We start from the raw sequence: 23,729 nt of genomic DNA, 5'->3' as shown, positions 1-23,729 counted from the left end.
GAAATGCGGGACGCCGTGCGCTCAGCGCGGTAGCGCCGCTTCGGGCACGGGCGCCCACAAGTCGGTGAGCGTCGACGTGCGCGACGGATCGACGAGATCCTTGCCGAAGCGCAGGTGGAAATACGCTTCGGGATCGATCGACGAATCGAACAGCCGCGTATAGCCGGTGCGGTCGTACAGCGCCCACGCTTCGGGCTGGCGAAAGCCGGTGGTCAGGTAGAGGCGGCGATAGCCCTGTTGCACGGCGCGCAGTTCGAGCGCTTCGACGATGCGCCGCGCGAGGCCCTGGCGGCGCAGGTCGGTGCGCGTCCAGATGCGTTTCAGTTCGGCGGTTTGCGCGTCGTAGCGCTTGAACGCGCCGCCGCCGATCGTCTCGCCGTCGCGCAGCAAGAGCACGAACGCGCCTTCGGGCGGCGCGAACAGTTCGGCCGGGTAGCGCGCGAGTTCGTCGCGGGCCGACGCTCGGCTGTCCGGGCGGTACGCGTCGTAACGGGTCGAATATTCGTCGATCAGCGCGTCGATCAGCGGCTGCGCGCGGACGTCGAGCGGCGTCGTGTCGATGATGCGGTCGTTCGTGGCCATGGGCATCGCGAATGGCGCGCGATGCGGATGTTCCCGGCGGGGTGCGCGCACGCGGCCCGTCCGGTCTGTTCCGTTATCGCGACGCGGTTGTCGTGATGGCGGCGGCTGTCGTGCTGCGTGCGAGGCATTCGGCGCGCCGCCGCCGTTTTGAACACGTTAGCGGCGCGGCCGGGAAAGGCGAACGAAGCAATTTCGATAAGGATTTCGCGGGCGGTGGAAGAAGGCTTGCAGGGGGAGTGGGGTCGACGAACGGGCGTGGTGGGGGCGGTGCCCGTTCGAGGTGTGTACGACGTAGATGATCGCCGAGGATTGGGAGCGTTGTCATTTCGATGGCCGACGGGCCATGCCGATTCGCGGCTGGCTCGTCAGGGTCGCGAGCGGCCGGTCGCGGCCCGCCGCCAGCGTGGCGACGGACCTCCTCGAACGGTCGCGTCATCGCGAATCCCTGCCGTCGTGGGCGACGATTCGCGACAACGACGGCGTTCAGGCCGCTGCCGCCTGCTGAATCGCGTCGTGCTGTTCGCCACCCAGAATATCGACGAGACCGGTCAGCATCCGCGCCAATTCACCGGTCATCAGCGTGAAGTCCGAGTCGAAGCGCTCGTCGTCATTCTGCGCGGTGGGATCCGCCGCCTCCTTGATCACGTCGAGCGGCGTGACACGCTTGATCGTCAGCGACGGTGTCAGCACGAACGAGATTCGGTCATCCCAGGTCATTGCGAGGCGCATGCACTGTTTGCCGGCTTCGATGTGCCGGCGCATGTCGCTCGCTTCCAGCGCGTGGCCGACGTATCGCACCGTGGCGCCGCCTTCGCCGGTCGAACGCAACTCGGCGTCCTGGTCGACGGTGAATCCGCCCGGCGCCTCGCCGGACAGCAGCCAGTCCGTCATCGCGGCGACCGGGGAGCGCGCCACCTGAACGCCGGCGAGTGGCAGTTGATCGATCGACTTGACGAGCAGGCTGCGAACGTCGTCGGCAAGCGCTTGTGCCGCCGCATCGATGACGAGCCAGCCGTTCGCCGTGTCGATCCACACACGGGTATCGCGGCGAATGCTGAACGCGCGCGGCAGCAGTTCGTCGGTCACCTGCTCCTTGAGTTCGCGCAGTTGTTTGCGGCCTACCTTGAAGCCCTGCTGCTCCTCGACCTCGAGCGCACGCGCCTTGGTGACCTGATTGACGACCGACGCCGGGAGCAGCTTCTTTTCGGCGCGAAACACCAGCAGCATCTGCCGGTTGATCGAATAGACGAGCGCGCCGTCGTCACGCGGCGACGCCCATCCGACGCGCTGCATTTCGACGCTGCTGCCGGGCTGGAACGCGTGAGGCGCCAGCCATTTTTCCATCTGGTCGGGCGTGACGGCCCAAGGGGCCGGAAGACGATGAAGCTGAAGGTTCTTGAACCACATGGGAGGACGGGCAAAGCGCGTCATTCTAGCTGACGCGGATGGCGGGTGGGCAGGAAGAGGCGTTCGACACCCTGATTCAGATCGTCGACAATTCCACACAATCAGCGAATGCAGACGGCCATGGCCTCGCTCCGACGATCCTGCCCGTTGCATTTGGCTGCGCTCCGTGTTCCGTTGTTGTTGGGCGTCTCGGCCATTCTCTACAACGAAGGCAAGCTTCGCGTGCAACTTGCTTTCGGCGCAGTGGCGGCCGTAGGCGTTGCACTTTTGTTCATGGGATGACAAATGATTGATGTACCGTATTTTTCCCAATGGGAATCCAGGGCCCTGATCTCACGATTTCTGTCGCGCGAACTGCGCGCCGAGGAAGATCCGCTCTGGCGTAACTCTGGTGCCAGCAGCCCGGACGAATATGCGCAATGGAGCCCACATATTTGCGGCATCGCGTGCCTGAAGATGTTGCTGGCGCATCGCAGCGCGCGAGTGGTCCCGCTGTTGGAACTCGTGCGCGACGCCGTAACCTTCGGTGTTTATCAACCAGAGATGGGCGACAAAGGAAAGCGCCTGCTCTACCGTCCATTCGTAAACTGGATCCGCGAACGCTTTCAGATTGAAGGTCGTGTCGTCGAGCATATGGAATCGTCCACGGTCGAGCGCAGTTTGCGTGACGGATATATGTTCATGGCGTCCGTTCATCCTGGCATCCGGCATGCCGGGTTTGAGCCTCCCTCTCGTGGCGGGCACCTTGTCCTGGTGCTTGGCGTCAATCCCGCGACCGACGAGTGGATTTTCCACAATCCGTCAGGCTTTGAACCTGACACGCAGGAGAACGTAGCGATGCAGCGCGGTACATTCGATCGTTATTTCGCAAACAGGGGGATTTTGATTGCGCCATAAACACGAAAAAGGCGCTCAGCTCGCGTGGAACGTATTAACGTTGCCACTACATTAACCGGAGTCTACCGAGCCAATGCATTGCCCCGGTTGCTCCGCTGAACGGGTCATAGTTGCGGGAGGAGAACTTCAATGTGCATTGACGGGCGCATTCTTTATCCGCTCCGTTCGAACGCAGTTCGAAGCACGCGGGACCGGCGTAACATCCGTTCTACCGTCGCGGTCCGACGTGGGGCAGTGGTTTTGTCCATGTTATGGCGAGCAGACCGACAATAGCGTTTGTCCGGGTTGCGGCGTTGTGCCGACTATCAGGCTAGCCCGAGACCTCATCGAGCTAAACCCACACGTTTCTCCGCAAATGTCGAGGTGACTGTCCGCCATCGAAATAGAGACGATCGACGGTTGCATCAAGATTGACGACAATGGAAGCCATTCCGACAAGAGGGTAAAAACAATGATGACTTCCGGCGACGGCCTGACCAGCCCGGCGCGGCTCCTGCGGCTCGCCTCCTGGGCGATTGCGATCGTTTTCGCGGTCTTTCTGAACATGCTCGGCAGCCTCGTGATCCGCGACATGGTATTCGCGCCGAGCGGCGGGCCGCCGGTCGTCGAGCAATTCGCCGATGCGCCGGTAAAAGCGCGGCTGGACGCGGCGCGCCGTCAACTGCAGGCGCAGCGCGACGCGCTTGCCGAGAAGGTCGACACGATGGAAGTGGCGCGCGGCCGCGTCGCGAAGGAGTACGCGGCCGAGAAGGAAAGTTTCCGCAACTGGCTGGCCACCCGCGCGGTGACGGGAGACGGCGCGAAGGACCCGGACATTGTGGCGAGGACGCGCAAGCTGGATACCCTCCAGGCAGGCGTGGTCAACTGGCAGCATCAGATCGATGCGGTCGGTGATCAGCAACGGGCATTGGCATCGCAACTGACGCACGTCGACACGCAAATCGCCGAAGCGGACGCAGCAGCCGAACGGCGCTTCGACGAGGCGACCCGGCGCTACGAGATGCAAGTGTTCGGGCTGCGGCTTGCGCTGACGTTACCGATCCTGCTGGTCGCGACCTGGCTGTTCATCCGCTACCGCAAGGCGCGTTATTGGCCGTTCGTGTACGGTTTCGGCCTGTTTGCGTTGAGTGCGTTTTTCATTGAGCTGGTGCCGTACTTGCCGAATTTCGGCGGCTATGTCCGGGTCCTGGTCGGCATCGTGCTCACGGTATTCGCCGGTCTTTACATGATGAAGGCCTTTCAGCGCTATGCCGAACGCAAGCGGCTCGAATTGCAGCAGGATCAGGGCGAACGCGCGCGCACGATCGGATACGAAAAAGCCGTTCGGTCGCTCGAGAAAAAGCGTTGCCCGTCATGCGACAAACAATGGAATCTCGGCGGCGACGACTCCACGTTTTGCGTACATTGCGGATTGAGGCTTTTCAATGTCTGCGAATGCGGCGGTCGGAATTTCTTCTTCTTCCCGCATTGCCATCAATGCGGCGTTGCGCAGGGGAGCGCGTCGCCGGTGTCATCCGACTGACGGCCCGAGTGTACGTACCGGCATCGGCATACGACGCTCGTGAGCGTGTCAGTCGGGTTCATCACCCGATGACACGCGGCGGCGTCGACAACTCCGCCAACTGAAACAGACAATCCCCGCGCCGCACCTGTGCGGGCACCCGCTTGCACACCACTTCGCCGTCGCCGTTGAACCGATGCAGCACCGGTTCCCGCAACGGCGTATCGGGGAAGTGCACCCACGCGGCCGGCTGCCCGGCCTTCACCTGGTCGCCGAGTTCGACGAGCGGTTCATACAGCCCGCGCTCGTACGCATAAACGAAATGGCGATCGCCGTCGACGCGCATGAAGCGCGTGACGGTCGGCGGCGCGTCGGGCACGAGCGCGCCGTGCAGCAGCCCGATATAGCCGAGGTAATGCAGCAGCCCGTGGCGGCCGAGCCGGATCAGCGACGGGTCGGCCATGCCGGCGCCGCCGAGTTCGGTCACGATCGAGATCGCGCCCTGCCGACGCGCGGCCGACGCCGAATGCACGGGATTCGGCGCGTGCAGCAGCGCATTCTGCAACCCGAACGCGACCAGCAGCCCGTTGAGCTTCTCGGCTTCGTCCGCGTCGAGCGGATCGATCGCGAGCATGTTGCCGCCCTGGTACAGCAGCGAGCTGCCGCCCGAATGCAGATCGACCAGATACTGCGCGCGCGACAGCAGTGCGTGCTCGATGTAATGGGCGATCATCTGCGTCGGCGTGCCGGTCGGATCGCCGGGGAAGCTGCGGTTCAGGTTGCCCTCGTCGAGCGGCGACACGCGCAGGCCCGCATCCGCCGCCGGGAAATTCGCCATCGGCAGGAGGATCAACTGGCCGCTGACCATCTCCGGCTCGATCTCGCGCATCAGTTGCGACACGATGATCTGGCCTTCGTACTCGTCGCCGTGATTGCCGGCCATCACGAGCGCGACCGGGCCGTCGCCATTGCGGATCGACGCGATCGGGATCGGCAGCCAGCCGTACGCGGAGCGGTGCACGGAGTGCGGCAGCCGCAGGTAGCCCGCGTGCTTGCCTTGCGCGTCGAGATCGATTTCGCAGTGAATGGGATTTCGGGAAGAGGAAGAGGCGGTCATGGCGGTATCGTTCGATGAACGGAATCTGCCATCTTATAGGGGAAAGCGGCAACGCGCGGCGGGCGGGCTCAACCGGGTACGCGTGACGGCGGACGGGCGCGTTGTCGTGCGTTGCGGTGCCGATACGCGCGACCGCGCGCGATGTTGCAGCGATGAACGCATGCCGGCGCGCCAGCCGGCCGGTTCTTGCGCCGGCTGGCGCGCCGGGCCCTTGTCGCGACAGGGCCGGCGCGTGCAACCGGCTTACCGGCCGGATGTTTCAGCTTCGAGACGTCCTTCTTCCCACAGTGCCCAGAAACGGCTGCCGGCGCGATACGGATTCGCGCGCCGCGCGGCGTAATCGGCGATGCCCTGGCGAAACGCGCCGTACAGCGTGAGCGGCGGATTGTCGACGCATGCGGCTTCGTATGCGGCCGGCATCCGGCGGTCGGACACGAGCCGGCGGATCAGCGATGCGCCGTCGATCACCGCCTGTTCGTCGATGATTTCGGTTCGTGCGAGGACGTCGACGGTATTCATGTTGGGCTCCCTGAAACGTTCTTTCCGTATCAAGGAGCAATAAGAGTGCCAGTCGCGAAACGCCGCTCCCGGCCAAGATCGTGCGGGCTTCTCCCGTCATCGTGCTGCGTGCCGGACGGCGATGTTACGGAACACGTCACGTGACATGCGAGCGCGCGGCGCCACGCGCGAGCCGGCAAAGCGTTTCGGAATTGAATCGTCGGGAAGATGAGGCGGGTAGGAAAAAGGAATGCGCGGCGCGGCGCGCGATCGGCTCAGCTTGCGGCAACCGGCGCCACGCGGCGGCTGCCGCTCGAATAGAAGCAGTAGATGCCCTTGCCGGCCGACTTCGCGTCATACAGCGCGCTGTCGGCCTGCCGGATCAGCTCGTCGGGCGAGCCGTGCCCGTCGTCGAGCGCGATGCCGATGCTGATGCCGATGCAGACGGTCTCGCCGATCGACAGCACGTACGGCGCCGAAATCTGCCGGATGATCCGCGCGGCGAGGATCGAGCACGCGTCCATCGTCGTGTCGTCGATCGCGACGACGAACTCGTCGCCGCCGATGCGCGCCGCGAGCTCGCCGCGCGGCAACGTCTTGCCGAGCCGCTCGGCGACCTGCGTGAGCACTTCGTCGCCGGCCTGGTGGCCGAAGCGGTCGTTGATCGACTTGAAGCCGTCGAGGTCGAGATACATGACGGCGAACGCGGGGCTCGGCAGCCGCGGCCGGCGCGCGAGCATCCGCTTGAGCTCCGCATGCAGTTCGTGGCGATTCGGCAACCCCGTCAGCGCGTCGTGCCGCGCGAGGTGGCGGATGTGCTGTTCGGTCTGGCGGCGCGCGGTGACGTCCTCGACGATGATCACCGCGTTGCCGTCCGGTACGCGGTGGCGCGTCAGTTCGAGCTGACGGCCGTCGGCGAGCGCGATGTCGAGCGGCACGGGCTCGGCGCGGCTCAGCCACGCGGCACATTGCGCGGCAAGGCCGGCGCCGGCGGGATCGGTCGCCGCGTTCGCGCCGAGCGCGGCGACGACGGCCGGCAGCGGCGTATCGAGCATGACCTCGCGCGCCGAGCCGAACAGTTGCGCGGTGCGCCGGTTCACCACGATCACGCGGCTGTCGCCGTCGATCATGCACAGGCCGTGCGGCATGTAGGTGAGGGCGGCGTCGAAGCGCGCGACGAGTTCGGCGTTGCGCTGGCGCGCGGCGATCAGCGCGACGAGCACGCGGTAGTGGCGCTGCACGACCGTGCGCATCGCCGCGAGATAGATCGCGATCGGCGGCACCAGCAGCCACGCGCCCGGCCGCGGGGCCAGCAGCGCGCCGACGCCGATCGGCAGCACGCCGAGCACGACCTGCGTCATCGCGAGCCGCGGCAGCGCCGAATTGCGCGATGCGATCCCGCCGAACACGCCGCCCGCGACCATCACGGACAGCGTGCCGAGCTCGACGTCGGCGGCCTGTACGCAGCCCATCACGCCGAGGCCGAGCACGAAGCACGCGACGAGCGACACCGGCGCATAACGACTCGCCCAGTATTCGGTGCGATCGTCGCCGGCGTCGCGCCGCACCGTGTAGGCCCGTACGATCGACAGGCGCGCAATGAGCAGACCGACGTCGACGACGAGCCACGCGAGGCACCACAGCTGCTGCAGCCGGATCAGCGCAACGGCCGCGACGAAGCCGCTCGCGAGCCCGGACAGCGCCATCGGGCGCACGTCCTCGAACAGCGTCACGAGCATCGACGGACGCAGCGCGGCCGTCACGCGGTGGTTGCCGGAGGGGGGAGTGGCGAGAACGGAGTTCAGGAGAGATGCCCTGACTGCCATGGTTGTCGACCTCGACACGATGTCTCGATGGCTGGCGGCGCCCGCACGGCACGTGGCGGAGGCCCGGCCTAGCCGGATGCGCACGACATTACCATGAAAAACCGGCGGTGCGGGGCAGCCGGCAGCCCCGGCGCATCGCTGCGAGCACGAGTCGTCAACCCCGGTTGCGAGCGGCCCGCGGATTCGGCGGCGCGGAGGCGGCATCGTTGCGAACGGAACGATGTGCGGCTGCCACGCGGAAACTGGCGAGGCCGGCACAACGGTATCGAGCCGCACGCAAACGGCATGCGAATCGCCCCCGCGATTGCCCGCCGCAGCCGGCTGAAACCCGTTATAAGAAATTCAATAAGTATTTCATGCGGGAAATACTATAGGCGATATATCAAAAACAATGCCAGAATGCGCGCCGCTCCGAACGCCGCGACACCCGATCGCCGTCCGAGCCGCCTCAGGAGGTTCCCCCCCAAATGAAAAACCACGGCCTGTCACGGCGGGGTTTTCTGAAAGCCAGCGTGCTGGCGGGTGTCGCGGTGAATGTCGCGCCCATCGGCAGCCGCGCGTTCGCGGCGCTCTTCGAAGAAAAACTCCTCACTCCCGTCAAATGGGATAGCGTCACCGGCATCCCCCAATTCCGCATCGACGGTATCGCGAAGGTCACGGGCTCGAAAGTGTTCGCCCGTGACGTGCGCGCCGCCGACATGCCGCACTGGCCGCAGCAGCAGTCGCACGCGCTGATCCTGCGCGTCACGCAGGCCGACCGCACGTACGAGGACTTCGACCTGTCGCTGCTCGGCGATGAGCTGAAACCGGACCGCGTCGTCACGGCCGACGATCTCGCGCGCGACGGCGTCGCGTTCCCGGCGTTCTACGGCGACGACATGCTGTTGCCGGCCGGCAAGACGCCCGCGTATCTCGGCCATGCGGTCGCGATCCTGATCTATCACGACTTCGCGCGCTTCCGCTTCGCGAAGAACGCGCTGAAGTTTCGCGACGACGTGATTCGCTACGGCGCGGTCACGGGCCCGCTCGAACGCGATCCGTGGGGCACCTTCCGCTATGTGCGCGTGGGCGGCAAGACAGCCTATGACGACGACGTCTATTCGAGCCTGAAGGACGCGCCGATCTTCCCGAGCATGATGCGCAAGCACCTGCCGGTCTGGCCGGACGGCAAGGCGCACGGCAAGCTCGACGAGCAGGGCATGTTCCTCGCCGGGCAGATCGGTGCCGAACTCGATCATCCGCCCGCCGAGTGGCTCGTGTTCGACCGCGAATACAACACGCAGTCGGTCGATACGGCCGCACTCGAACCGGACAACGCGAACTGCTGGTACGACGCTGCAACGCAATCGCTGCACCTCGTCGTGCCGACCCAGTCGCCGCTCGAGGTGTCGGAGAACGCGGCCGCGATGGTCGCGAAATGCCGCTTCCCGGTGAAGAAGCTGTTCGTGCATCCGTGCTACACGGTCGGCTACGGCTCGAAGGATCACTTCAACGTGCCGTTCTACGGCCTCGTCTGCGCGCTGTACGCGGACGGCCGCCCGGTGCGTTTCGCGAACGACCGCTACGAGCAGTTCCAGACCTCGTTGAAGCGTCACGCGTTCAAGATGCATTACCGGATCGCGGTCGATCGCAACACCGGCCTGCTGCAGTCGTTCAAGGGCGATTTCGAGGCGAACGGCGGCGGGCGCTCGAACTTCTCGCCGTCGGTGGCGATGGTCGGCGCCACGGCCGCGCAATCGATCTACTACTTCCCGAAGAGCGATCTCGCGGCCGTCGCGATCGCGTCGCGCGCGATCGACGCCGGTTCCGCACGCGGCTACGGCACGCTGCAGAGCATGGCCGCGACCGAGATGGCGATCGACGAGATCGCCGCGCAACTGAACATCGACCCGATCGACTTCCGGCTGCGCAACGCGCTGCGTTCGGGGATGAAGAACACGCAGGGCGCGATTCCCGCCGGTGCGCTGCGCGTCGACGAAGTGCTCGAACGGGCGAAGCAGCATCCGCTGTGGACGCGCCGTGCCGCGCGCAAGGTCGAATTCGAGGCCGCGCATCCGGGCAAGCGCTACGGCGTCGGCTTCGCGTGCGTGCAGAAGGATTTCGGCACGGGCGCGGAAGCGTCGTTCGCGAAAGTCGAATTCGACGAGCACGGCAAGGTGTCGCTGCAGCATACGGCGGCGGAGATCGGCACCGGGATGTCGACGTCGCAGGCCGTCGCGGTCGCGAAATGGCTCGGCCGCCCGGCGACCGACGTCCGCGTGGCGCTGACCGAATGGCCGGACCTGCCGATCGAGACGAGCGGCGATCCGTATCTGATGTCGCAGGCCGACCAGGATCGGCTGAGCGCGAACCCGCGCTGGTCGCCGGGCTATGCATCGCCGTCGAGCGCGACGAACTCGGCGTATTACTTCACGCACAGCACGCGCGAAGCCGCGCGCGCCGTGTTCCGCTACGGGCTATGGCCGGCCGCGATGTCGATCTGGACGCGCGGCCTCGGCGGCGGCCAGGCCGCGCCGTACACGATCCGCATCGAGGATGCGCGCTGGGTCGACGGCAAGCTGACCGCCGACGGCCTCGAGCCGCTGACGTTCGAGCAGCTCGCGAAGCAGGCGCATGCGCTCGGCCTGCCGACCGGCGCCGTCGTGCACGTGTTCAACCGCTGGCAGTGGACCGACGCCGAGTTCGAGGTGGGCGGCACGGTCGAGCGTCTGCCGATCGACGGGCTGTCGCTGCGTGTCGGCGCGCCGAAGACGGGCGACGACGGCCCGATCCCGGGCACCGCCGCCCCGGCCGGCGCGAGCGCGTTGCGCGGCACGCTGCCGCCGACCGCGAACGGCTACCGCGTGCTGGACCGCAAGCGCGTGTTCATCCCGCCGACGAGCCGCAACAACGCGGCCGTCACGTACTACACGGCGGTCGGCACGCTCGTCGAGCTGGCCGTGCACGAAGCGACCGGCAAGGTCGAACTGCTCACGCATCACTCGATCATGGAATGCGGCAACCAGATTTCGCCGCAACTCGTGTCGGGCCAGTTGCAGGGCGGCCTCGCGATGGGCATCGGCCATGCGCTGCACGAGTACCTGCCGCTCTACGAGGACGGCCCCGGCAACGGCACGTGGAACTTCAACCGTTACCGGTTGCCGCGCGCGTCCGACGTCGCCGTCTGGACGCAAACGGGCGACGTGCTGCCGCCGCTGTCCGAGACCGACCCGCCGAAGGGTGTCGCCGAAGTGGTGATGATCCCCGTCGTCGGCGCGATCGTGAACGGCATCGCGCACGCGATCGGCCATCGTTTCACCGACTTGCCGGTGACCCCGCAAAAGATTCAGGAGGTGCTCGCATGACGACCGCCCAAACCGCGGCTTCGGCCGCGAGCGCCAGCGCGGCTGCGACCGGCGCTTCCGTGCCGGCGGCGGCTTCGGCCGCCCCGGCGTCCGTTCCCGCCACGCCGGCTGCACCGGCACCGGCTGCCGTCGAACGTCCGCTCGTTCGGTTCCAGCAGAAGCCGCTGTCGGTGAGGATCAACGGCAAGGCCGTCGGCCCGATGCAGGTGCCGGAAGGGCTGATGATGATCGAGTTCCTGCACGAGTACGTCGGCCTCACCGGTTCGCGGCTCGGCTGCGGGCAGGGCATCTGCCACGCGTGCGTCGTGATCGTCGACCAGCCGGACGGCACGAGCGAGGAAATGCGCACCTGCATCACCGGCGCGCACTTCTTCCATGGCCGTTCGATCCGCACGATCGAAGGCCACGCGAAGCGCAACGAGGCGGGCGAGGTCGTCGAGCTGTCGCCGATCCAGCAGAAGTTCCTCGAGCACTTCAGCTTCCAGTGCGGCTATTGCACGCCGGGCTTCGTCAACGCGGCGACCGTGCTGATCGAACGCCTGAAGCGCGAGCCGGTCGCGAAGGCCGACGTGGAACGCACGATCACCGACGCGCTCGATGCGCATCTCTGCCGCTGCACGGGCTACGTCCGCTACTACCAAGCCGTCAAGGACGTGGTGCTGACGACGCCGGGACTCGTGAAGGACGCCGCATGACACGCACTCTCGCTCATCGTGTCGCGCGGGCCGCGGGCCTGCCCGCGCTCGCCGCGGCCTGCGCGCTGCTGCTCGCTGCCTGCGGCGGCCACGACGCGCCGGCGTCGAGCGCGGCGTCCGGCGCGCCCGGCGCCGATGCGGTCGCGCGCGGCCGCTATCTCGTCAAGGCTGCCGACTGCGCGGCGTGCCACACCGCGAAGGACGGCGCGCCATTCGCCGGCGGCGCGGCGCTCGAATCGCCGTTCGGCACGTTCTACGGCTCGAACATCACGCCCGACAAGGAACACGGAATCGGCAACTGGAGCGCGGACGACTTCTACGCCGCGCTGCACGACGGCAAGGCGCCGGGCAAGCGCCTGTATCCGTCGATGCCGTACACGTCGTACCGGCAGCTCACGCGCGCCGACGCCGATGCGATGTACGCGTACCTGAAGACGGTGAAGCCGATCGCGCAGGAAAACCGCGCGCACGACCTGAAGTTTCCGTACAACCTGCGCTTCGGCATGCTCTTCTGGGACATGCTGTTCCTGAAGGACAGCCTGCCGGATGCGTCGGCCGGGCAATCCGCCGACTGGCGGCGCGGCCGCTATCTCGCGGGCGCGCTCGGCCATTGCGCGGAATGCCACACGCCGCGCGCGTTCACGGGCCAGCTCGACGGGGCGAAGCCGTTCGCGGGGGCCGCGCTCGGCCGCGTGGCCGCGCCCGACATCACGCCGGGCGGCCTCGCCGCGCGCGGCTGGACGGGCGCCGACCTGCAGACGTTCTTCGGCGTCGGCATCGCGCCGCAGGGCTCGGCATTCGGCGAGATGTATCCGGTCGTGCACCTGAGCACGCAGTACCTGACGAAGGACGACCTGCGCGCGCTGTCGGTGTACCTGCTCGGCGATACGCCGCCCGCGCCGCAACCGGTGAAGCCGGTGTCGGCCGACGCCGCGCAGCTTGCCGCCGGCCGCTCGGCGTATCTCGCGGTCTGTGCGGGCTGTCACGGCTTCAACGGCGAAGGCAAGCCGCACGTGGCGGTGCCGATGAACGGCAACTCGACGGTGCGCCAGGACGACCCGCGCAACCTGCTGGTCGCGATGCTCGACGGCATCGACGAGCAGAAGTTCGCCGGCTTCGAGAACCTGCAGCCGATGCCGGGTTTCGCGCGCACGCTGAGCGACGACGAACTCGCGCAGCTCGCAAACTACCTGCGTGCGACGTGGGGCGGCCGGCCCGCGAGCGTCACGCCGGCCGACGTGAAGGCGATGCGGCGATAAATCGGACGACGAAACAGGGCGTCGCGCGCGACACGGCCGAGTGCCGGCCGCGTTTGCGCGTGACGCCCCGTTCAAGCCAGTCCGGCGGCGCGTCAGTAGCCGCCTCCGCCACTACCTCCACTGCCTCCCGAGCCGCCGTACCGGCTCATGCCCGGTCCTTGCGACACGCCGCTGCCCGACGACGTACAGCCCGCCGACAGCACGAGCACCAGCGCCGCGATCAGCGTCGCAGCCAGCGTTGCCGATTTCATTGCAATCTCCTTGCAGCGCGCAGGCCACGGGAAAGGCGGCTCATGGGAACCGCGCGCCTGCGCGATGACAAGACGTTTCGGCGAAGCGTTTATTCCATGCTTTTCGCGTATCGCCGCGGCGGCGGCGCCTGGATCAACGATAGACGAGATCGGCGCGGCGATTCTGCGCCCACGCTTCCTCGTCGTGGCCGAGCGCGACCGGTTTTTCCTTGCCGAGGCTGACCGCCTCGAGTTGCGTCGCCGGCACGCCGAGCGTTTCGAGCGCGCTCGCCACGGCCTGCGAGCGGCGCTGGCCGAGCGCGAGGTTGTATTCCGACGTGCCGCGCTCGTCGGTGTTGCCCTGGATCAGCACGCGCCGCGCGGGATGGCTGCGCAGATAGTCGGCATGCGCCTGCAGCAGCGACTGGAATTCGGGCTTCACCGAGTACTGGTCGAAATCGAAGTAGATGCTGCGCTTGGCGAGCGGGCTGTTCGGATTGTTCAGATCGTCGGCCGTCACTGTCGCGACGGCTTCGCTCGAGGGCGTCGGCGCCGCGCCGGCATTCTCGGGCGTTTTCGCCGCGTGGTGGCAACCGGCCAGCAGGACGAAAGTTGCCAGGACCGCAATTCGGTTCATTTTGCTCATCGTTCTTCTCCAGCGGTTGACTGCGTTGAAAGCGGGGCGCGTGCCGTTCGCACGCAGCCGTCCGGCCGCCATGGCGCGAAATGTCCGGCTTCGCTGCCGCGATGCGGATTCGTAAGCCGATGGTGCGCCAGATGAAAGAATGTTGCGACCGGAACGCCGGATCGCGGCGTCGCTGCAAACAGATTAGGAAAAATGTCACAACGCGACCAGTTTCTTCGCATTTTTTGCGCAAACGCGACGGCCGGGAGGCATTCTTGCTTCCGTCGGCGGTGCGCGGTAAGCAGCGCCTGCCACAGCGAAAAAGGCCGCGCACGGGGCGCGGCCTCGTCGGTGGCGGTCATGGCGCTTGGGTGATGCGGGAAGCGCTCGCCCGATGCAGCCGGTCGGCAGCGTGACGCGGCGGTGCACGCCGCGTCGTCAAAACTTGTGCCGCAGCCCCAGCGCGACGACGGCCTGGTTGCTGTTTGCGGAAGGCGTCAAGGTCCAGACCGTCGCGTTGAACGCGGGGTTGCCGTTGCCGCCGCTCACGCGCTGATAGGTACCTTCGAGATACGCATCCGTGCGCTTGGACAGCGCATAGTCGGCCTGCGCGACGACCTGGTTCCATTTCGGGCGCGTCTGGCCCGTGCGCGTATCGAAGCGGCCCATCGTGTACGTGTACGCGGCGGCGACGGTCAACGCCCGCGTGACGAAGTAGCGTGCATCGATCGAAAAATTGTCGAACACCAGCGATTCGCCTTTCAGCGGGGCGATGTTGCCGCCCTGAAGCACGCCCGTCACGCCGTCGGTGGTCGAATGCGACCATGCGACGCCGACCGAGTGCGGCCCGAACGCATAACGGCCCGCCATCGCCCAGATCTGCTGGTTGCCGCCCGTGACCGTCGCCGAGCCGTCGACGGTGCTCAGTGCGCCGTCAGGGTTCGATGCGTTGCGGTCGCGGCTGATCTTCAGGTAGCCGGCGCCGAGCTTCTGCGGCCCGTTCGCATACGACACGCCCGTGCTCCACACCGCGTTGTTGGAGAACTGGCCGGCCGTGTTCGAGAAACCGATCATCGCGCCGAACCTCAACCCGCGAACCGTCGGGCTCGTGTACTTCACCGCGTTGTTGACGCGCAGGTTGCGGTTCGAATCGTCGTTGTCGTACGGGTGGACCGCGAGGTTGCCGCCCCAGCCGGGGCCGGCCGCGCCGAGCGGCGTCACGAAATCGAGGATCAGGTCGTACTGGCGGCCGAAGGACAGCGTGCCGGCCGTCTCCGAACCCACGCCGATCCACGCCTGGCGGCCGAACAGGTCGACGCCTTTCTGCGACAGCTTGCCGGTGGTGCCGGAGAAGCCGTTCTCGAGCGTGAAGACCGCGGCCATCCCGCCGCCGAGATCCTCGCGGCCGTGCAGCCCCCAGCGCGACGCGTTCAGCGCGCCGCTCGTCATCGCGACGCTGCCGCCGCCGGGCGAGCCGGCGCCGCGCGTGCGCTGGTTGCTCGAGTAGGTGATCGACGTGTCGATCAGGCCGTACAGCGTCACGCTGCTCTGGGCAAGCGCGACATCCGGCACGAAGCCGGTCAGGCAGGCGGCAATGACGGTCCCCGCGATGCGCGCGCCGGCATGCGGGTTCATTGTGCAGGAATGCATAGGTGTTTTTGTTGTTGTGTTGGAGCGGCCTGACGGCCGATGGATCGAGCGGCCATTATTGGAGATCGTGCGACCGTCGATTAAGACGTTGCACAGGAAAGGTCCTCTGCGGAATCGCTTGGAATTGCGATGCGTCGGCTGCACGGAGGCAGTCGGGGAGGGGGCGTGCGGGGGCGATGCGTGAGGTGCCGCGCACCCTTGCGCGATTGCGTGTCGGCCTGTCTGGCGGCTGGTGGCGGACATGCGGGGAGGGCGTGGCAGATGCCGGGGTTCGGCACCGGCCGCGACGGCGGCGGCGATCGTCGCATTGGCGGCGTCGGCTCGACAGGGGCTATCGCTCGATGACGCTTACGTCGTATCCCAGGCTGGTGCGTGAGCGGGCGGCAGGCTCGCGTTTGTTTTTGCGATTTCCGAACATCGATGCCCGGCAAATTCCCGAAGCACCCAGTCGCGCAATATTTCGGTTGCGTGTCTCGTCGCGGAACGAGGGCTATAGACGAGATCGTACTGGAAGCTGTCCAGCGCCAGGTCGAACGGCCGGACCAAGGTGCCGTTGGCCAATTCGTCGGAGACCAGGGTCAGGCTTATCAGGCCGATTCCCTGTCCGGCAAGGGTCGCTTGCATCGCATGGACCTCGTCGTTGAACCGGAGGCCGTCGTTCGGATCGGTGCCGCGTATTTTGGCCGCCTCCAGCCAGCGCGCCCATGTAATCGCGCGTTGATCGTCGCGAACGGCGGGCCCCCAATCGAAGTGAATCAGCGTCGCGCGCTGCAGGTCTTTCTCGTCGGAGATCGACAAATGCGGACGACACACCGGCGTAAAACGGTCCCTGAAAAGCGGTTCCGAAATGAGCCCGGGATAGTAGCCCGAACCGTAACGAATCGATGCATGCGCGGACTGATCGAGGTCCACGATGGCATTGGTGGCGTCGAGCCGAAGGGTCCAATCGGGATAGGCGGTACGAAATCCGCCTGCGCGAGCGGCGAGGCATTTTGCGGTGAATGCGACCGTGGACGTGAGCGTCGCGACCCTGGTTTCGTCGATGTTTCGCGCTGCCTCGATGGCGCGCTCGAAGCTGTCGAAGCCGTCACGAAGCGCCGGAAACAGCGCCTTGCCGTTTTCCGTCAACCGGACTCCGCGTGTCTCGCGCTCGAACAGTTTGACGTCGAGCCATTCTTCGAGTTGACGTATCTGGTGGCTGATGGCGGTAGGGGTGACATTGAGTTCGTCAGCCGCAGCTTTAAAGCCGGCGCGCCGCGCCGCGGCTTCGAATGCACGTAGCGCGCTCAACGGAGGCAGTTTGCGCATGGGTTAGAAAAGCTCATCTGTAAGGTGAGAATTGACCATTTGCTGCGCTCGAAAGCGCCATCGATACTCCGATCCTTGACAATCACGCGGAACTCGACGGAGAGCCTTCCATGAAAATCGAACAGGTGCACACGAATCCCGATCCCTATGTACCGTTTGCATTATCTCAAGCAATTCGGGTGGGCGGTTTCGTCTTCGTTTCTGGGCAGCCTGCCATTGGCGAGGACGGTGAAATCGAAGGTCCCGGCGATTTCGATCGTCAGGCGAGGCGCGCGTTCGGCAATCTGGAGCGTGCGTTGAAAGCGGCCGGTTCGGGAATGAATCAGGTCGTCAAGACGACGATCTTCCTGAAGTCGATGGCGTACCTCGACAGAATGGTCGACGTGCGTCGGGAATGGTTTTCCGCGCCGTATCCGGCGGAAAGTCTCGTCGAAGTCTCGGCCCTGTATTCGCCGGACGCATTGATCGAGGTCGAAGCGATCGCGGTCGTATCGGAAGCGACGTCGTAGAAACGGTGGTCGTACGCGCGGCGGCTGGACAGCTTACGATAGGCCGAAAAGCGGACATCTGAACTTAGCTAGAAGCGACATTACTACTTTGCTCTTACACTTATTGTCATACCCGGATTCAGATGTCGTAGCGCCAGCTAAATACAGATGTCGCATGTTTCATCGGCTTTCCATCCTTCAGCGTTGAAGTGCCAGGCCTGAAGCAGCAGGGCGCTTACGTTCACCCGCGGGCCTTCGCAGACCGCCGATTCGATTCAGATTGATGTGTTTGTGAAGCGACCTGCAAGATGGCTGCTTCGATATCAGCTTCCGTGAACGCACGCTGTTTCTTGGCACCGGGTAACGATGCCTTGGCTCGTACCGGTAGCCCTCGATTGGCTCGCGACGGGGAACCCGAGATCCGCCGGTTATCACGCTGCGCCTGAACCGCTTCAGCCACCTGCAGTGCGTGACTCAGACGCTTGTGCTCGATGATCGCGCCTTGATCGACCTCTGCCAGCTTGTCGTAAAGGCGACATCGCAATACCTCGCCATCGGTCCGTATTTCGACCCGGCCATCCGGGTACTCCCAGACGTCGATGTAGCGATGAATCAGCTTCCGATTCTCGAGCGTATCGTCCAACAGATACAGCACCCGGTCGTACAGCACCGTCAGCGACTTCGAAACTCGGCGCGTTTCGCGCCAGGTCAGCAATTGGTCCAGATTCTCGTCACCTCGCAGCGGCCGGTGCGCATTGAAGTCGCTGCGCGGTGGCTTGGCGAAGCGCGCGTTATACATGACGATGAAGGAGGGCACATAAGCATTGGCGTCGGCCACCGTGCTGATGCCGCGCAATCGCATCTCCTTGACCAGCCGGTCCTGCAGCGTCAGGTGTGCTCGCTCGACACGTCCCTTGGCCGAGCTGCTGTTCGCGCAGAACGTGTCGATGTTCAATTCATACATGGCCCGGCCAAACTGCGTCACGCTGCTGCCGGTCTTGCCCGCGGTTGCGCTGCGGAACACGCTGTACTTGTCGCTATAGAACGCCACCGGCTTGCCGTAACGCTCCAGATACGCCCGCGTGGCCTCGAAGTAGCTGAAGGTCGATTCGGTCGCCGTAAAGTGCAGATGCATCAACCGGCTCGTCGCGTCGTCGACGTACACCAGCAGCGTGCAGGCCGGCGCCCGTTCCTCGAACCATCGATGATCGCTACCGTCGATCTGGATCAGTTCGCCCAGGCAGGCCCGGCGCGCTCGCGGCTGGTAGACCTTGGGCGGCCGTTGCCGGCGCGGAATCCAGAGCCCAGCGTCTGTCATCAGCCTTCTGACCGTTTCCTTCGACAACTGCAGCCCATGGCACTCCCAGAGCTTCTCGCAGGCCAGCGTCGGCCCAAAATCGGCGTAGCGCTCACGAATCAGGCTCAAGGCGCGATGAGCGAGATCCTCAGGCAACTGATGGTTGCTGGCGTGGCCACGACGCTGCGAAACCAGCCCGACCGGGCCAGCGGCGCGATACCGGGCGACCAGCCGTTCAATCTGCCGTCGACTGATCCCAAGTCGCTCCGCGGCTCGCCAAGGCATCAGACGCTGCTCGATCACGGCTTCCACGACCTTCAGACGATCCAGCTCCCGCATGCTCATGGTGATCAGTCCAGGTTGGCCCACGATGCGCTCCGGCAGTTCGAACCGCCGCCAGCATGCGCCGAAACCCTCGAACTACGACATTTCAACTTTGCCCAGATGCGACATTACTACTTTGCTCTTACACTTATTTGGGTGATAATTCACGTTATGTAAAGTCACAACCACTGGTCTGTATCGATACGACTGCAGCCCGACGGCCTCTCAGTCAATCAAACCCCAAAGAACGCCAACCCCGCCACCACGATGCCGATCGCGGCTACGCCGATCGACAGCCCCTGCATCCATGATTGCCGCGTGAGGATCGTGATAGCTGCCAGTGCAATCGAGATCTGGATGACGGTCGTCGCCTGCGACCATCGATGGTGCCGGTGCATCCGCTCCTCGCTCGCCGCGTTATTCTTCTCGACTTCCTTTTCGAGCGCCTCGGCGCGTGCCCGGATCGGTTCCTTGTCGGCACGGTATCTCGCGGCATCCGTCTCGAACCGCTTTCGCTGCGGCGATGTCTCCGGGCTCAACGCCGCACCGAGTTCGGCGAGATTCTGCTTGTCACCCTTCGCCTGGTAGTAGGCCCACTGATTTGCAGCCTCGGTTTTCCTGATCGCGCGTCATTCTTGTAGAGCAGCGCGAGGCTCTCGTCGGCACCGCTCTGGTAGGCCGATATCGCGCCGAAGCACGCAAGCACGGCTGTCAGCACTGCAATGCGCGACGTACCTCGATCGCCACCATGAGACTCGTGATGTTCCACCGCATGGTCGTGAGGGCCATGAACTTCGTATTCTTCAGACATTCGTAGCAAACCCGCAAAAGTTGAATGAATTTGTCGTCGGCTGGCCGTTTGGCTAACGTTAAACGCCACTCCTGCCATCCGACGCATGCGAAACCATCCATGATGGCCGGACAGGTTCGAATGTTTCAAATATATGCAATTCGATCGTAATTGTTTTAGTTTCGATTAAATTCACCTCTTTCACCAACCTTGTCATCCGTCATTTCATTTCCTATAAATCACTGGTGCCAAGTCAATCGAAAATGTAGCGGCGACACTCGAGACAATCACCCCAATAGAAGGAAATTGAATGCCCGGCATTCAATAAACCAATGCTGCGGCGTGTCCCGCCGTCTCGGCCGTGACCGCTGGCGTTGTCCGGCGCCATCATGGTCGATCTGCCATCGCCCAGCCGGATTGGATCACCACAAAATTCGCCGGAATCGCGGCCTTTGACGATGCCGGCGCGCCATGCGTCCGAAGCGCATGGTGCTGTTCTCGAAGGCGCGGGGAAGCATCCAACCTCTTCAAGGTGAAAAAAATGAGTCTCAATCCGATTGAAAATCAGCCACACGGGACCTTTGCAGAATTCGCCAATACTGCCCCTGTTTCTGCCATTGAGGTCGATACATTCAAAATGGCGCTCTATTACGACGGCGTGCAGTTGGGCTGGCTTGGCCAAAACAGCGGCGAATGGGCCGTTCTCGTCGATTCCGCCGCGAAAGCGTTGACGCTCGAACAGTACCCTTATAACGGCGTGACGTATTATCGGATCCTCGGCACCAGCCGATATATGTCCGTCAGCAATAACGCCTACGTTGGTTTCTATAACTGGATAGGCGCGCGCGGATGGACGCGCCAGGGCTCGATTTTGATTTCCGATTTCAACCACCAGAAACTGTCGCTCTATTCCAAGGACAACGCGTATTTGTATGCGTGGGATGCCTACACCGTGCTCGATGTGAGGTTCGACGAGCAATAACGCACGACGCTTCGCCCGCTGGCTTGAATTTCCGGCGGCGACACGGCGCAGGAAGCGGCGCATCCCCCGGCGACACCGGCGGGATGCCCGCCGGGTTGCGCCATTCGCATTCATCCCACGATCAAAAAGGGAAACGCAATGACCTTCAAGATTCTCAGTTGCGATGGCGGCGGTATCCGGGGATTGATCACCGCCCTGCTCATCCAGGACCTCGACCGGCGCAGCCGGATCATCGCGAGCGCCGACGGCTTTGCCGGCACATCCACGGGCGGCCTGATCGCCCTGGGGCTCGCCCGCGGTGTATCCATTTCCGAGATCGTCGATATCTACAGGACGAAGGGCTCGGTGATCTTTCGGGAAAACGGTGCGTGGCTGGCGCAAAAGCAAGCACTCGAACAGCACACGCAAGCACTCGAACAAGGCACGGTCCTGGCTGGTCCGGGCGTGTTCCAATGCCAGTATGTCAACACCGGGCTACAGGAGATCGCCAAGTCGCTGGTCGGCAGCGGCAAGCTGGCGGATCTGTCCCGCTTCGTCGCAATCAACTCGGCGCGCCTGTGGGATCCGCCCACCAAGAGCTGGGCTCCGTGCACCTTCTCCAACGGAAACGGCAACGCCTATCGTAACGTCAGCCTGTTCGATGCCGCACTTGCCACGTCGGCAGCGCCGACGTATTTCCCGCCGTACGAAATCGCCGGGCTTGGCTATTTCGCCGATGGCGGCGTGTTTGCGAACAATCCTTCCGTGTCCGCCATTGCCGAGGCGCTGGCCAGCACTCGCGCAGGCAGTCTGGACGATGTGCGCCTGTTGTCGCTCGGCACCGGAACCAGCCCCGTGGGCATTCCCCCGGACGCTGTCGTCAACCCGTTGACCTGGGGCGTTTCGAAATGGCTGTGGCCGCTCGAAAGCGGGCGCGTACCGGCAGCAGCCCTGCTCGGGCTGACGATGGATACGACGGCGGCGATCGCCGCACAACAGGCCGGGCAGATACTGAACGCCCATTACCAGCGCGGAAATTTCGTGCTCGGTCAAGCCGTCGCCCTCGATGACTGGCAAAAGGCGCCGGAACTGGAGAAGGAAACCCAGGCGTACATGAGAACCGCCGAGTGGCAACGTGTGTGCCAGTGGGTGGAGCAATTCTGGCGCTGATCGCTCGTCGATAGCCGGGCTTTCGTGAGCAGCAGGCGCTGCAGGTGCCGACGGCGAACGAATCAGAAACAACGAGGCCGGGCAGAACGCCCGGCGCTCGGCAACGCCAGCCGCGTGCGGACCGCAAATGGCGGCACGCACGCGGCCAACCTGCCATCAGACCACCCTCAGACGGCCATCACCGTCACCGACTTCGTAACGAGATACGGCTCCAGCGCTTCCGGCCCGCCTTCCGACCCATAGCCCGAATCCTTCACGCCGCCGAACGGCATTTCCGGCCACGGCGTCGCCGGCTGGTTGATCCACAGCATCCCGACTTCGAGGCGCTGCGTCAGCAGATGCACGTTCGCGAACGAACGCGTGAACGCGTAGCCGGCCAGCCCGAACGGCAAACGGTTCGCCTCGGCGATCGCATCCTCCAGCTTGTCGAAACCGCGGATCGCCGCGACCGGGCCGAACGGCTCGTTGTTGAACACGTCCGCTTCGAGCGGCACGTTCGCGATCACGGTCGGTGCGAAGAAGTTGCCTTCCGCGCCGATCCGCTCGCCGCCGGTTTCGATGCTCGCGCCGACCTTGCGCGCGTTGTCGACGACCGACGCCATCGCGCTCAGGCGCCGCGGGTTCGCGAGCGCGCCGAGCGTCGTGCCTTCGTCGAGGCCGTTGCCCACCTTCAGTCCTTCCGCATGCTTGACCAGCGCGCGCGTGAATTCGTCGCGGATGCTGTTGTGCACGAGAAAGCGCGTCGGCGAAATGCAGACCTGCCCCGCGTTGCGGAATTTCGCACCGCCGGCGGCCTTCACCGCGAGCGCGACGTCCGCATCCTCGGCGACGATCACCGGTGCGTGGCCGCCCAGTTCCATCGTCGCGCGCTTCATGTGCTGGCCCGCGAGCGCGGCCAGTTGCTTGCCGACCGGCGTCGAACCCGTAAACGTGACCTTGCGGATCACCGGGTGCGGAATCAGGTACGACGAGATTTCAGCCGGATCGCCGTACACGAGGCCGATCACGCCCGCCGGCACGCCCGCATCGACGAACGCGCGCAGCAGCGCGGCCGGCGACGCCGGGGTCTCCTCCGGCGCCTTCACGAGGAACGAGCAGCCGGTCGCGAGCGCGGCGCTCAGCTTGCGCACGACCTGGTTGACCGGGAAATTCCACGGCGTGAACGCCGCGACCGGGCCCACCGGCTCCTTCACGACCGTCTGCTGCGCGCCGAGGTTGCGCGGCGGCACGATCCGGCCGTACACACGGCGGCCCTCGTCCGCGAACCATTCGATGATGTCGGCCGCCGACAGTACTTCGACGCGCGCTTCGGTGAGCGGCTTGCCCTGCTCCTGCGTCATCAACTGCGCGATCGTGTCCGCGCGCTCGCGCACCAGCGCGGCCGCCTTGCGCATCGTCGCCGCGCGCTCGTGCGCGGGCACCTTGCGCCATGCTTCGAAGCCGCGCTGGGCGGCGGCGAGCGCGCGGTCGAGATCGGCGATGCCCGCGTGGGCCACCTTGCCGATCGGCTTGCCGGTCGCCGGGTTCACGACGTCGATCGTCCTGCCGCTCGCGGCGTCGACCCACTCGCCGTCGATCAGCAGTTGCGTATCCGTATAAGTCACGTTAGCCATCCAGACACCCCTACATTGCGTCGATAAAACGCGCGCCGCCGCGAACGGCCGCGCGCCGGTTGACAGAAAAAGCCATGCCGCCAGGGCAGGCACGCACCCGGCGGCATGGGCGGCAGGCACGCCGGCCCGCCCTCGTTTCGCGGCGCC

20 protein-coding genes and 1 pseudogene are annotated in these 23,729 nt (G+C 65.1%); 9 read left to right on the top strand and 12 right to left on the bottom strand.

What is annotated here, in order from left to right:
- Positions 1 to 21: 21 nt before the first annotated feature.
- A complete protein-coding gene (locus CFB35_RS22620) occupies positions 22 to 582 on the bottom strand; it encodes a GNAT family N-acetyltransferase (RefSeq protein ID WP_059574368.1) in 561 nt (186 codons plus the stop codon).
- Between the two features lie 295 nt (positions 583 to 877).
- Between CFB35_RS22620 and CFB35_RS34550 the strand changes: the two genes are divergently transcribed.
- Positions 878 to 1,087: a hypothetical protein gene (locus CFB35_RS34550; RefSeq protein WP_143328752.1), complete on the top strand. Its 210-nt coding sequence runs from the start codon at positions 878 to 880 to the stop codon at positions 1,085 to 1,087.
- On the opposite strand, the gene CFB35_RS22615 is transcribed toward CFB35_RS34550, so the two are convergent.
- Complete coding sequence (locus CFB35_RS22615; protein ID WP_059608908.1) at positions 1,066 to 1,989, bottom strand: recombination-associated protein RdgC; 924 nt, start codon at positions 1,987 to 1,989, stop codon at positions 1,066 to 1,068. The genes CFB35_RS34550 and CFB35_RS22615 overlap by 22 nt on opposite strands.
- A gap of 285 nt (positions 1,990 to 2,274) precedes the next feature.
- Between CFB35_RS22615 and CFB35_RS22610 the strand changes: the two genes are divergently transcribed.
- Together CFB35_RS22610 and CFB35_RS22605 are read left to right on the top strand one after the other, a co-directional pair.
- Positions 2,275 to 2,886 carry a C39 family peptidase gene (locus tag CFB35_RS22610; RefSeq protein WP_059574370.1) on the top strand — a complete coding sequence of 204 codons (612 nt, stop codon included), beginning with the start codon at positions 2,275 to 2,277 and terminating at the stop codon, positions 2,884 to 2,886.
- A gap of 451 nt (positions 2,887 to 3,337) precedes the next feature.
- Positions 3,338 to 4,408 carry a zinc ribbon domain-containing protein gene (locus CFB35_RS22605; protein ID WP_081066522.1) on the top strand — a complete coding sequence of 357 codons (1,071 nt, stop codon included), beginning with the start codon at positions 3,338 to 3,340 and terminating at the stop codon, positions 4,406 to 4,408.
- A 61-nt stretch (positions 4,409 to 4,469) separates the two neighbouring features.
- Here CFB35_RS22605 and CFB35_RS22600 read toward each other — a convergent pair whose 3' ends face one another.
- The 3 genes from CFB35_RS22600 to CFB35_RS22590 all read right to left on the bottom strand — a co-directional run bounded on the left by CFB35_RS22600 (position 4,470) and on the right by CFB35_RS22590 (position 7,828).
- The gene (locus CFB35_RS22600) at positions 4,470 to 5,504 is read right to left on the bottom strand and encodes a succinylglutamate desuccinylase/aspartoacylase family protein (protein WP_060011382.1); all 1,035 of its coding nucleotides are present in this window, start codon (positions 5,502 to 5,504) and stop codon (positions 4,470 to 4,472) included.
- Positions 5,505 to 5,747: 243 nt separating this feature from the next.
- A complete protein-coding gene (locus tag CFB35_RS22595) occupies positions 5,748 to 6,023 on the bottom strand; it encodes a hypothetical protein (RefSeq protein ID WP_059574372.1) in 276 nt (91 codons plus the stop codon).
- Between the two features lie 254 nt (positions 6,024 to 6,277).
- Positions 6,278 to 7,828, bottom strand: coding sequence for a sensor domain-containing diguanylate cyclase (locus CFB35_RS22590; protein WP_060011379.1), 1,551 nt, complete (start codon positions 7,826 to 7,828; stop codon positions 6,278 to 6,280).
- Between the two features lie 467 nt (positions 7,829 to 8,295).
- Here CFB35_RS22590 and CFB35_RS22580 point away from each other — a divergent pair, with 467 nt between their 5' ends.
- The 3 genes from CFB35_RS22580 to CFB35_RS22570 are packed head-to-tail and all read left to right on the top strand — an operon-like array spanning position 8,296 to position 13,126.
- A complete protein-coding gene (locus CFB35_RS22580; RefSeq protein WP_060011378.1) occupies positions 8,296 to 11,172 on the top strand; it encodes a xanthine dehydrogenase family protein molybdopterin-binding subunit in 2,877 nt (958 codons plus the stop codon).
- Positions 11,169 to 11,867, top strand: a complete 699-nt coding sequence (locus tag CFB35_RS22575) for a (2Fe-2S)-binding protein (protein ID WP_059574375.1) — start codon at positions 11,169 to 11,171, stop codon at positions 11,865 to 11,867. The genes CFB35_RS22580 and CFB35_RS22575 overlap by 4 nt, the downstream gene beginning before the upstream one ends.
- Positions 11,864 to 13,126, top strand: a complete 1,263-nt coding sequence (locus CFB35_RS22570; RefSeq protein WP_059574376.1) for a cytochrome c — start codon at positions 11,864 to 11,866, stop codon at positions 13,124 to 13,126. The genes CFB35_RS22575 and CFB35_RS22570 overlap by 4 nt, the downstream gene beginning before the upstream one ends.
- Before the next feature lie 92 nt (positions 13,127 to 13,218).
- Here CFB35_RS22570 and CFB35_RS35055 read toward each other — a convergent pair whose 3' ends face one another.
- From CFB35_RS35055 to CFB35_RS22550, 4 genes are all read right to left on the bottom strand, one after another.
- Positions 13,219 to 13,377, bottom strand: a complete 159-nt coding sequence (locus CFB35_RS35055; protein ID WP_167351655.1) for a hypothetical protein — start codon at positions 13,375 to 13,377, stop codon at positions 13,219 to 13,221.
- Positions 13,378 to 13,510: 133 nt separating this feature from the next.
- Positions 13,511 to 14,002, bottom strand: a complete 492-nt coding sequence (gene pal, locus CFB35_RS22565; RefSeq protein ID WP_059574377.1) for a peptidoglycan-associated lipoprotein Pal — start codon at positions 14,000 to 14,002, stop codon at positions 13,511 to 13,513.
- A gap of 417 nt (positions 14,003 to 14,419) precedes the next feature.
- Positions 14,420 to 15,631, bottom strand: coding sequence for a porin (locus CFB35_RS22555; protein WP_089465582.1), 1,212 nt, complete (start codon positions 15,629 to 15,631; stop codon positions 14,420 to 14,422).
- A 348-nt stretch (positions 15,632 to 15,979) separates the two neighbouring features.
- Positions 15,980 to 16,939 carry a LysR substrate-binding domain-containing protein gene (locus CFB35_RS22550; RefSeq protein ID WP_059574379.1) on the bottom strand — a complete coding sequence of 320 codons (960 nt, stop codon included), beginning with the start codon at positions 16,937 to 16,939 and terminating at the stop codon, positions 15,980 to 15,982.
- Positions 16,940 to 17,049: 110 nt separating this feature from the next.
- On the opposite strand from CFB35_RS22550, the gene CFB35_RS22545 reads away from it, so the two are divergent.
- The gene (locus tag CFB35_RS22545; RefSeq protein ID WP_059574380.1) at positions 17,050 to 17,448 is read left to right on the top strand and encodes a RidA family protein; all 399 of its coding nucleotides are present in this window, start codon (positions 17,050 to 17,052) and stop codon (positions 17,446 to 17,448) included.
- Between the two features lie 220 nt (positions 17,449 to 17,668).
- Here CFB35_RS22545 and CFB35_RS22540 read toward each other — a convergent pair whose 3' ends face one another.
- Both CFB35_RS22540 and CFB35_RS22530 read right to left on the bottom strand, forming a co-directional pair.
- Positions 17,669 to 19,069, bottom strand: coding sequence for an ISNCY family transposase (locus CFB35_RS22540; protein ID WP_059578342.1), 1,401 nt, complete (start codon positions 19,067 to 19,069; stop codon positions 17,669 to 17,671).
- A 212-nt stretch (positions 19,070 to 19,281) separates the two neighbouring features.
- A pseudogene (locus tag CFB35_RS22530) lies at positions 19,282 to 19,859 on the bottom strand (DUF4337 domain-containing protein).
- Between the two features lie 340 nt (positions 19,860 to 20,199).
- On the opposite strand from CFB35_RS22530, the gene CFB35_RS22525 reads away from it, so the two are divergent.
- Together CFB35_RS22525 and CFB35_RS22520 are read left to right on the top strand one after the other, a co-directional pair.
- The gene (locus CFB35_RS22525) at positions 20,200 to 20,820 is read left to right on the top strand and encodes a hypothetical protein (protein ID WP_226094201.1); all 621 of its coding nucleotides are present in this window, start codon (positions 20,200 to 20,202) and stop codon (positions 20,818 to 20,820) included.
- A 138-nt stretch (positions 20,821 to 20,958) separates the two neighbouring features.
- Positions 20,959 to 21,969 carry a patatin-like phospholipase family protein gene (locus CFB35_RS22520; RefSeq protein WP_059574383.1) on the top strand — a complete coding sequence of 337 codons (1,011 nt, stop codon included), beginning with the start codon at positions 20,959 to 20,961 and terminating at the stop codon, positions 21,967 to 21,969.
- A 167-nt stretch (positions 21,970 to 22,136) separates the two neighbouring features.
- On the opposite strand, the gene CFB35_RS22515 is transcribed toward CFB35_RS22520, so the two are convergent.
- On the bottom strand, positions 22,137 to 23,582 hold the full coding sequence (locus CFB35_RS22515; RefSeq protein WP_059574384.1) for an NAD-dependent succinate-semialdehyde dehydrogenase: 1,446 nt from the start codon (positions 23,580 to 23,582) through the stop codon (positions 22,137 to 22,139).
- Positions 23,583 to 23,729: the final 147 nt, after the last annotated feature.

Source organism: Burkholderia sp. AU16482 (assembly GCF_002223285.1).
Lineage (GTDB): Bacteria > Pseudomonadota > Gammaproteobacteria > Burkholderiales > Burkholderiaceae > Burkholderia > Burkholderia semiarida.
The sequence above is the reverse complement of the archived record's forward strand: the minus strand, read 5'-3'. Positions and strand labels throughout refer to the sequence as shown.